The sequence below is a fragment of the Rhodococcus sp. YH1 genome (assembly GCF_009939605.1).
Classification (GTDB): domain Bacteria; phylum Actinomycetota; class Actinomycetes; order Mycobacteriales; family Mycobacteriaceae; genus Rhodococcus; species Rhodococcus aetherivorans.
Genome location: NZ_WVTE01000087.1, coordinates 1 through 9,222 on the forward strand (window position 1 = coordinate 1; position 9,222 = coordinate 9,222).

General features: G+C 71.1%; 9 protein-coding genes. 5 read left to right on the plus strand and 4 right to left on the minus strand.

Annotated features, from left to right (window positions below):
- Positions 1-148: 148 nt before the first annotated feature.
- On the minus strand, positions 149-610 hold the full coding sequence (locus tag AIIKEEIJ_RS08780; RefSeq protein ID WP_006936221.1) for an Asp23/Gls24 family envelope stress response protein: 462 nt from the start codon (positions 608-610) through the stop codon (positions 149-151).
- Positions 611-795: 185 nt separating this feature from the next.
- Here AIIKEEIJ_RS08780 and AIIKEEIJ_RS08785 point away from each other — a divergent pair, with 185 nt between their 5' ends.
- Both AIIKEEIJ_RS08785 and AIIKEEIJ_RS08790 read left to right on the plus strand, forming a co-directional pair.
- A complete protein-coding gene (locus AIIKEEIJ_RS08785; RefSeq protein ID WP_050036405.1) occupies positions 796-1,986 on the plus strand; it encodes an NAD(P)/FAD-dependent oxidoreductase in 1,191 nt (396 codons plus the stop codon).
- Between the two features lie 31 nt (positions 1,987-2,017).
- A complete protein-coding gene (locus tag AIIKEEIJ_RS08790) occupies positions 2,018-2,833 on the plus strand; it encodes a glutamate racemase (protein ID WP_044475945.1) in 816 nt (271 codons plus the stop codon).
- A 13-nt stretch (positions 2,834-2,846) separates the two neighbouring features.
- On the opposite strand, the gene AIIKEEIJ_RS08795 is transcribed toward AIIKEEIJ_RS08790, so the two are convergent.
- On the minus strand, positions 2,847-3,458 hold the full coding sequence (locus AIIKEEIJ_RS08795) for a TetR/AcrR family transcriptional regulator (protein WP_029545013.1): 612 nt from the start codon (positions 3,456-3,458) through the stop codon (positions 2,847-2,849).
- A 139-nt stretch (positions 3,459-3,597) separates the two neighbouring features.
- Positions 3,598-3,963, minus strand: a complete 366-nt coding sequence (locus tag AIIKEEIJ_RS08800) for an SPW repeat domain-containing protein (RefSeq protein WP_006939196.1) — start codon at positions 3,961-3,963, stop codon at positions 3,598-3,600.
- 229 nt (positions 3,964-4,192) lie between these two features.
- Here AIIKEEIJ_RS08800 and AIIKEEIJ_RS08805 point away from each other — a divergent pair, with 229 nt between their 5' ends.
- Positions 4,193-5,440 carry an MFS transporter gene (locus AIIKEEIJ_RS08805; protein ID WP_161995473.1) on the plus strand — a complete coding sequence of 416 codons (1,248 nt, stop codon included), beginning with the start codon at positions 4,193-4,195 and terminating at the stop codon, positions 5,438-5,440.
- Positions 5,441-5,513: 73 nt separating this feature from the next.
- On the opposite strand, the gene AIIKEEIJ_RS08810 is transcribed toward AIIKEEIJ_RS08805, so the two are convergent.
- A complete protein-coding gene (locus AIIKEEIJ_RS08810; protein ID WP_006932856.1) occupies positions 5,514-6,569 on the minus strand; it encodes a ferredoxin--NADP reductase in 1,056 nt (351 codons plus the stop codon).
- 317 nt (positions 6,570-6,886) lie between these two features.
- On the opposite strand from AIIKEEIJ_RS08810, the gene mdo reads away from it, so the two are divergent.
- Positions 6,887-8,158 carry an NDMA-dependent methanol dehydrogenase gene (mdo, locus tag AIIKEEIJ_RS08815; RefSeq protein ID WP_006932857.1) on the plus strand — a complete coding sequence of 424 codons (1,272 nt, stop codon included), beginning with the start codon at positions 6,887-6,889 and terminating at the stop codon, positions 8,156-8,158.
- 91 nt (positions 8,159-8,249) lie between these two features.
- Positions 8,250-9,222: MadB family AAA-type ATPase (locus tag AIIKEEIJ_RS08820; protein ID WP_161995474.1), on the plus strand; the 973-nt coding region annotated here is incomplete at its 3' end.

The following is a 9,222-nucleotide window of genomic DNA, read 5'->3' on the forward strand; positions in this document are numbered from 1 at the left end:
CGCGGTCGTGGCGAAGATCGCCGGAATCGCGTCGGCGATGATGGTGCGCCCCTGGGTGTCGACCGGTCCCGGCGCGATTCCGTTGCCGAACTGCACGCGGCTGACGCCTGCGCCGCTGTCGCTGGTCATGGGGGCTCGGCGGGGGTGGTCATTGGACGCGGGGTTTCAGGTCGTCGGCGACACCGGTGGTCTCGTCGAACAGCACGACGTCGAAGACGGTGATGTTGACCTCGGTGACCTCGAGGCCGGTCATCCGTTCGACGGCCGCGATCACGTTGTGGCGGATCGCGACGGCGAGTTCGTGCAGGGCCACGCCGTATTCGGCGACGATGCCGATGTCGATCGCGGCCTGTTTCTCCCCGACTTCCACCGCGACGCCCTGCCCGTGGTTGATCCGCGCGCCGGGAATGCGGTCCCGCAGGGCCCCGACCACGCGTGCGGTGCCCGCGCCGACGTCGTAGACGCCGCTGATCTCGCGGGTCGCGATTCCGGCGATCTTCGCCACGACCGCGTCGGCGATGATGGTGCGCCCCTGGGTGTCGACCGGTCCCGGCGCGATTCCGTTGCCGAACTGCACGCGGCTGACGCCTGCGCCGCTGTCGCTGGTCATGGGGGCTCCTCGTCGGCCTGCCGGATGAAGGTCTGTCCCCTCCGACTGTAGTAACTCCAGGCCGCCCCGGGTGCGGGGCACGCGGCTCGCATGAACGGCGCCCTGTCCGGAGGTCCCTGTATTTGGTAAAACAGTTGCACGGATTACGGTGGCGTGGGTCACTGCTGGCGGAGAGGGTGGAGCGGGTGGGTGAGACGGGAACACAGCGGATCGTCGTGGTCGGGGCGGGGCTGGCGGGGGTGCGTGCCGCAGAGGAACTGCGCCACGGTGGATTCGACGGCGAGCTCGTCCTGATCGGCGACGAGCCGCATCTGCCCTACGACCGGCCCCCGCTGTCGAAGGACGTCGTCCGTGGCGGGACCGACGACACCACCCTGCGGCCGCGGGAGTTCTTCGACGACCAGCGCATCGAGCTGCGCCTGGGTGTGCGGGTGCAGGCGCTGGACGCGGCGGCCCGCACCGTCGCGCTGTCCGACGGGCAGAGCGTCGGCTTCGACGAGTTGATCGTCGCGACCGGGTTGCGACCTAGGCGGTTGCCCGGCACGGCCGGGCTCGCCGGGGTGCACGTGCTGCGCTCCGTGGACGACAGCCGGGCCCTGCGCGCGGCGGTCGTCCCGGGCGGGCGGGCGCTGATCGTCGGCGCCGGGTTCATCGGCTGCGAGGTCGCGGCGAGCCTGCGGGCGCGGGGCATGGACGTGGTGCTGGTCGAGCCGCAGCCGACGCCGCTGGCGTCGGTGCTCGGCGAGCGGGTCGGCGCGCTGGTGGCCCGGTTGCACACCGACGAAGGTGTCGACGTGCGGGCCGGCGTGGGGGTGCGCGCCCTGCGCGGCGACGGGCGGGTCACCGGCGCGGTCCTGAGCGACGGCACCGACCTCGACGTGGACCTGGTGGTGGTGGGGATCGGCTCGGTGCCGGTCACCGACTGGCTCGACGGTTCGGGGGTGCGGGTGGACAACGGTGTGGTGTGCGACGGCGTGGGCCGCACCTCGGCCCCGCACGTGTGGGCGGTCGGGGACGTCGCGGCCTGGGAGGTCTCGGACGGTCGGTGCGCGCGTCTCGAGCACTGGACGAACGCGGGGGAGCAGGCGAAGGTGCTCGCCGGTGCGCTGCTCGGGTCCACCGTCGCCGACGCCGCGCGGGTGCCGTACTTCTGGAGCGACCAGTACGAAGTGAAGATCCAGGCCCTCGGTGCGGTCCGCGCCGACGACACCGTGCACGTGGTGCGTGACGACGGCCGCAAGTTCCTCGCCTACTACGAGCGCGACGGTCGTCTCACCGGTGTGGTCGGCGCGGGACTGGCCGGGCCGGTGATGAAAATGCGAGGCAAGATCGCCGAGGGCGCGCCGATCACGGAGATCCTCGCGCCCACGTCCTAGCCGCCGGGACGGCGAGCGCTAGATTCGTGTGGTGATCGTTGCGCTCATCGACTCGGGTCTCGGTCTCCTGCCGACGTCTGCATGGCTGCGCCGATTGCGTCCCGAACTGGATCTGATGCTCTCGATGGACCCGGACGGCGCCCCGTGGGGACCGAAGCCCGGGGACTGGGTGATCGAGCGGGTCGTGAGCACCGCGGAGCGGGCCGTGACCCGGGGCGCCGAGGTGGTCGTGCTGCCGTGCAACACGGCGTCCGTGACCGCGCTCGAGCACGTGCGCGAGACGCTCGGTGACGAGATCCCGGTGATCGGAACGGTGCCGGCGATCAAGCCGGCCGCCGCGGCGTGCGAATCGGTGGCGATCTGGGCCACCGCCGCGACCACCGCCAGCCGCTACCAGGCCGAGCTGGTCGCCCGGTTCGCCGGGGACCGCGACGTGGTGGGGGTGGCCTGCCACGGGCTCGCCGATGCCATCGACCGCGGCGACACGACCGCTGCGGCCGCGGCGATCGCGGCCGCGGCGCAGCGGACCCCGCCCGACGTGGGTGGCGTCGTCCTCGGCTGTACCCACTACCCGCTGGTGGCCGACACCATCGCCGCGCACCTGCCGCCCGGTGTGCGTCTGTTCGACAGCGCCGAGGCGGTGGCGGCCCAGACCCTGCGCCGCATCGACGCCCTCGGCCGGCCGTGGGCGGGCAGCGGGCGGGTCGAGGTGTTCCTCAGCGGGAGGCCGGGCGAGCTGCCCCCCGGCGCCCTCAGCTTCCCGGCGGGCCGGCAGCTCGTCGACGGCATCGGCGACCCGACCGCCGGTCTGCCCGGCGACGAGGCTCCCCGGGCCGAGACGCGCTGATCCGCCGCCCTGCTCAGCCCATCCCGGTCATGCCCGCGGCGACGAGCCGCGCGATGCCGCCGAGTTCGTCGGGGGAAGGTCCGTCGAGGCCGAACAGCCGGTCGACCGTGGCGGCGGAGAACATCGCCGACACCCACGTCGTCGCGCAGGTGCGCAGGGTGCCCGGCTGTATCGGGCCGGGCACGCTGGCCTGCAGCACCCGCATGGTGGCCTCCTGCAGGGACGTCCGCAGCCGGCGCAGCGGGGTGCGCAGGCCCGGATGCGTCTCCGCCTCACGCCAGATCACCCGGAGCAGCGAGGAGTGGTGGGTGCGCAGGTCGAGGGCGGCGTCGAGGTTGACGAGGCTGGCCGCCGGGTCGCCGGGGGAGACGAGGCCGGTGACGTCCTGGATCGGTTCGGCCGGCAGCCGCTCGGCGACGAGCGTCTCGAGGATCGACTCCTTGGTCGGGAAGTAGTAGAAGATCAGTCCCTTGGGCACGTCCGCGGCGGCGGCGATCGCGGTCGTCGAGGTGGCGTCGAAGCCGTGGGCGGCGAAGAGGGTCTCGGCGGCGTCGAGGATGTGGACACGCGCGGCGTTGTCCCGCCGCGCGCGACGGCGCGGCGGTGTCGAGCCCGGGGTGCTCATGGCGCTCACTTCCGGGTGCACCGGCAAGGGTGTGAAGGCGCCGGGTTGTGGGACGGAGGGCGGTGTGGACGGAGGGCGAGGGCCTCGGCTCCCGCCCTCCGCGTGCGGAAGGCCGCTGTCGCGGCCTTCCGCGCCGTGATCAGTGGTGCGTGGCCAGTCCGCCGTGTCCGTGCATCCGGGCACTCATCACAGGCAGTGCCGCCACCGCGACGACCACGGTGAGCACGCCCACCACCCAGGCCGTCCAGGATGCACCGCTGTACTCGGTGAAGCCCATGACCCAGGGGGAGAGGAACAGCAGCACGCCGAAGACGCCCATCGCGTAGTCGATCGCGGCCATGGTGGGCCGGACGATCTGCGCCAGTCCGGTCAGCGCGATCAGCACGCCGAGGACGATCAGGGTCCACATCGTCGTGTTGTCGTTGGCGACCCACAGCGGGGAGAGGGCGGTGAAGACGCCCAGGATCACGGCCACGTAGTCCTGTAGCCGGCTGTCGGAGAACATGTCGAGCCTCCTAGTGGGGATTGTGTCCTGACTTCGGTATAGACCTGATCGACCGGTCGGTCAATGGTGTGGGGGATTGCACTGCGGTAACGCTCCGGTGCAGTTGGGAGGGGTTTTTTGCGGATCGGTGACAGAGGGGGGAATGATCTCCGCGGTGCGTGTGTTCCACTAGATCGTTGCCTTGGCCAACGAACTGTCGGCCTTCCCGCACGAGTTCTCAGGAGGTCCGATGCCGGAGCCGACGCCGGGCCGCACCCTGCCACGCCGTTGCGGTTTCGCGGCGGTGGGCACGGCCAGCTTTCTACTCACCGCGTCGTCGTCCGCCCCCTCCCCGCTCTATCCGCTGTACCAGCAGCAGTGGGGTTTCTCCGCGGGAATGCTGACCGCCGTCTTCGCCGTCTACGCGCTTGCCCTGCTCGCCACGCTGCTGACGATCGGCTCGATCTCCGATCACGTCGGCCGCCGGCCGGTCCTGATCGGGGCGCTGCTGCTGCTCGTGGTGAGCATGGGCGTGTTCGTCCTCGCCGACGACGTGGGCTGGCTCGTGCTGGCCCGCGTGCTGCAGGGTCTCGCGGTCGGCGCGGCGACCGGCGCCGTCAGCGCCGCCGTGATCGATCTGCAACCGAACCCGCGCCTCGGATCCTTCGTCAACAGCGTGGCGCCGTCGCTCGGGCTCGCCCTCGGCGCCGCGGGGGCGGGCCTGCTCGTGCAGTTCGCGCCCCTTCCCACCGTCCTCGTCTATGCCCTCGTCGTCGTGATCGCGCTGGCGCTGGCCGTCGTGCTCGTCTTCGTCCCCGACCGGGCACCCGCGCCGGGCTTCGCGTCCCGCCGGGCCGCGCTGCGCAGCCTGCTGCCGAGCGCGTCGGTGCCGGCGGACGTGCGGGGCCCTTACCTGGTGATCCTGCCCGGTCTGCTGTCGGCGTGGTCGCTCGGCGGCCTCTACATGTCCCTCGGCCCGTCGATCGTGGGCACGGTCTTCGGTATCGGCAACCGCCTCGTCGCGGGGCTGGCGATCTTCACGCTCTTCGCCTCCGGTTCGGTTGCCGCGACGGTGCTGCGCGGCTCCGACCCGCGGCGCGTCGTCGTCGCGGGGACCGCGATCCTCGCCACCGGCGTCGGCGTCGTCGTGACCGCCGTGCTCGGTGGCTGGGCCGTCGCGTACTTCGCCGGTACCGCCGTCGCGGGCTTCGGCTGGGGGGCGGCGTTCCTGGGCGCGATGAACGTCATCGGCGCCCTGGCGGCGCCGCACGAGCGCGGGCGCCTGTTCGCCACCACGTTCGTCGTCTGCTACCTCGCGTTCTCCGTGCCCGCGGTGCTCGCGGGCCTGGCGACGGGCGCGTTCGGGCTGACCTCGACGACGCTGGGCTACGGCTGTGCCGTGATCGTGCTCGCCCTCGGGGCCGGGGCGGGGGTGGCGCTGCGCGGCCCGCGGCAGCCGGTCGCACAACTCGCGGAGGCACCGGTTCTCGTCCGCTGAGGCGGGGATTGCCGGCGCGTACACGCAGGGGCCCTCCGTCCGGACGAGCCGGACGGAGGGCCCCTGCGCCGTCTCAGAAGACGATCTTGACCGTGTCCGTCACCGGGTGGGCCTGGCAGCCGAGCACATAGCCGGCCTCGATGTCCTCGGGGTCGAGGATCTCGCAGTTGTCCATCTCGACCTTGCCCTCGAGGACGGTGCAGGCGCACGAGCCGCACTCGCCCTCCTGACAGGAGTAGGGCACGTCGATGCCCTTGGCGAGCATGATGTCGACCAGGGTCTGGGAGCGCGGCCACGGGATCGTGTGGGTCTCGCCGTCTAGCTCGACCTCCACGGTCGCGGCGTCGGCCGCCTCCTCGTCGCTCACCTCGACGGGGGTGTGGTCGGCGAACGGGTCTCCCGCGAGGGAGTTGAACACCTCCGCGTGCACCTGGGAGCGCGGCATGCCTGCGGCCTGCAGCGCCCGGTGCACGGCGTCCATGAACGGACCGGGTCCGCACATGAACGCCTCGTGGCTCGTGTACGGGGTTACCAGGGTGGCGAGCTGGTCGGCGGACGGCAGGCCCTGCACGGACTCGAGCCAGTGCACGACGGTGAGCCGGGTGGGGTACTTCTCCGCCAGCGCCCGCAGCTCGTCCGCGAAGATGATCGACGCCTCGTCGCGGTTGGCGTAGACCAGCACGACCGTGCCCGAGCCCTGGGTCAGTGCCGACTTGAGGATCGAGATGACGGGAGTGATCCCGCTGCCGGCGCCGAACAGCAGGAAGTCGTGGTCGAGGGACTTCGGGGTGAACACTCCCGACGGCGGCAGTACCTCGAGTCGGTCGCCGGCGGAGATCCGGTCGCACAGCCAGTTGGACCCGTAACCGTCGACGGTCCGCTTGACCGTGACCTTGGGGGCGTCGTCGGTGTACGGGGAGCTGGCCAGCGAGTAACAGCGGGCCACGGAGCCGGTCTGCTCGCTCGGGATGCGCAGGGTCAGGAACTGTCCGGGCTTGTACGCGAACTTGTCCTGGAACTCGGCCGGCACGTCGAAGACGATCGAGCGCGAGTCCGGCGTCTCCTCGATGACTGCGGAGACGGTCAGGATCGCGGATCGCGAGCCGTGCGGCACCTCGACTGTCGTCATGGCCAGGTCGGTCCTTCCGTGGAGCGGGCGAAGCAATCTAGAACGCGTTCTAGTTTCAGGGTATCAGCAAGACGACGCTACCGGGACGGGGTGCACCGGGGTCCGGTCGGCTCCCGATCAGCGGGAACCGCACCTGCCCGATCGGGTAGGCCCGCGCGCTCGACCGGACGGCTTCGGTCCCGCGACCGGACGGTTCGGGCTCGAACCCCTTTCCGGGAGCGTGATCGGGCCCGAGAGTGGGGAAGGGAAGAGACGCCGGTCACACCGGCCGCCCCCTTCGAACCACCACTTCCGGCCGACACACCAGGAGAAACGCGATGGCCATCGAACTCAACCAGATCTGGGACTTTCCCATCAAGGAGTTCCACCCCTTCCCCCGGGCGCTGATGGGTGTCGGCGCCCACGACATCATCGGTGTCGAGGCGAAGAACCTGGGCTTCAAGCGCACCCTGCTGATGACGACCGGCCTGCGCGGCTCGGGCATCATCGAGGAGCTCATCGGCAAGATCGAGTACCAGGGTGTCGAGGTCGTCCTGTACGACAAGGTCGAGTCCAACCCCAAGGACTACAACGTCATGGAGGCCGCCGCCCTCTACCAGCAGGAGAAGTGCGACTCCATCATCTCCGTCGGCGGCGGCTCGAGCCACGACGCCGCGAAGGGCGCCCGCGTGGTCATCGCCCACGACGGCCGCAACATCAACGAGTTCGAGGGCTTCGCCAAGTCCACCAACAAGGAGAACCCGCCGCACATCGCCGTCTCCACCACGGCCGGCACCGGCTCGGAGACCTCCTGGGCGTACGTCATCACCGACACCTCGGACATGGAGCACCCGCACAAGTGGGTCGGCTTCGACGAGGCCACGATCGTCACCCTCGCCATCGACGACCCGCTGCTGTACTACACCTGCCCGCAGCACTTCACCGCCTACTGCGGCTTCGACGTCCTCGCCCACGGCTCCGAGCCGTTCGTCTCGCGGCTGGACTTCGCGCCGTCGCTCGGCAACGCCCTGTACTCGATCGAACTCGTCGCCAAGCACCTGCGCGAGGCCACCTTCGAGCCGCGCAACCTCAAGGCGCGCGAGGGCATGATGAACGCCCAGTACATCGCCGCGCAGGCCTTCAACTCGGGCGGCCTGGGCATCGTGCACTCCATCTCGCACGCCGTGTCCGCCTTCTTCGACAGCCACCACGGCCTCAACAACGCCATCGCCCTGCCGCGCGTGTGGGAGTACAACCTGCCCTCGCGCTACGAGCACTACGCCCGCATCGCCACCGCGATGGGCGTCGACACCCGCAACATGACCACCGTCCAGGCCGCGGACGCCGCGGTCGAGGCCGCCATCCGGCTCGCCAAGGACGTCGGGATCCCCGACAACTTCGGTCAGGTGCGCGTCGACTCGTACGAGAAGAACCGCATGAACACCGGCAAGTACGCCGGCCGCGGCGACGTCATCAAGGGCGACGAGAAGACCGTGCGGGCCATCTCCGAGCACATCCAGGGCGACTGGTGCACCCCGGGCAACCCGCGCGAGGTGACGGTCGAGTCGATGATCCCGGTCGTCGACCACTGCATCAACCGGTCCTACTGACCCACCTGCTCGACCGATCCCGTGCCCGGGGCGGGGCGACCCGCCCCGGGCACACCCACCTCCCTCGAGTGCCGACGACACAGGAGCACCGATGACCAGCTTCGCCAGCGGACCGGAACTCGCCGACGCGCTGCGCCGCCACGACTACATCGCCGACGACGAGTTCGCGGTCGTCGTCCACCTCGCCACCGCGCTCCAGCGGCCCCTGCTGCTCGAGGGCCCGGCCGGCGTCGGCAAGACCGAGCTGGCCAAGGCGCTCGCCGCCGCCGGCGGGCGCAGGCTGGTGCGGTTGCAGTGCTACGAGGGCCTCGACGACAGCCGCGCGCTGTACGAGTGGGACTACGCCAAGCAGCTGCTGCACGTGCAGATGCTGCGCGACCGCATCGGCGAGCAGCTCGCCGCGTACCCCGACGTCGCCGAGGCGTCCCGGTTCCTCGCCGCGCAGGACTTCGGCCTGTACTCCGAGAAGTTCCTCGCCGTGCGCCCCCTGCTCGAGGCGATCCTCTCCCCGGAACCGGTGGTGCTCCTCGTCGACGAGGTGGACCGCACCGAGGAGTCCATGGAGGCGCTGTTGCTCGAGGTCCTCGCCGAGGGGCAGGTCACCATTCCCGAGGTGGGCACCTTCACAGCCCGGTCCTCGCCGTGGGTGATCCTGACCTCCAACGACACCCGCGAACTCTCGCCCGCCCTCAAGCGCCGCTGCCTGCACTACCACGTCGGTTATCCCACCCCCGAACGTGAGCGCGAGATCGTCACCGCCCGGGCCCCCGAGGTCGACACGGTGACTGCCGCCGAGGTGGTGGACCTGGCCCGCACCCTCCGGGACCTGCCGTTGCGCAAGAGCCCGTCCATCTCGGAGGTGATCGACGCCGCGCGCGCCGCGACCGTCCTGCGGCGAGGCGGCGGCGACCACACCTCCCTCCGGCAGATCCGTGACATCCTGCTCGCGACGCTCCTCAAGTACACCGGCGACGCCGACCTGGTCCGCGCACGTCTCGACGGGAGTCCGGCCGAGGCCGCCCCGGCCCCGGCCGAACCGGCGGGGGAGCGGCCCGAGCGGGCCA

Excerpts from the sequence above, each read along its gene's own strand:
- AIIKEEIJ_RS08780 (WP_006936221.1), bottom strand. The coding sequence starts at position 610 with ATGACCAGCGACAGCGGCGCAGGCGTCAGCCGCGTGCAGTTCGGCAAC.
- AIIKEEIJ_RS08795 (WP_029545013.1), bottom strand. The coding sequence starts at position 3,458 with ATGAGCACCCCGGGCTCGACACCGCCGCGCCGTCGCGCGCGGCGGGAC.
- AIIKEEIJ_RS08800 (WP_006939196.1), bottom strand. The coding sequence starts at position 3,963 with ATGTTCTCCGACAGCCGGCTACAGGACTACGTGGCCGTGATCCTGGGC.
- AIIKEEIJ_RS08805 (WP_161995473.1), top strand. The coding sequence starts at position 4,193 with ATGCCGGAGCCGACGCCGGGCCGCACCCTGCCACGCCGTTGCGGTTTC.
- AIIKEEIJ_RS08810 (WP_006932856.1), bottom strand. The coding sequence starts at position 6,569 with ATGACGACAGTCGAGGTGCCGCACGGCTCGCGATCCGCGATCCTGACC.
- mdo (WP_006932857.1), top strand. The coding sequence starts at position 6,887 with ATGGCCATCGAACTCAACCAGATCTGGGACTTTCCCATCAAGGAGTTC.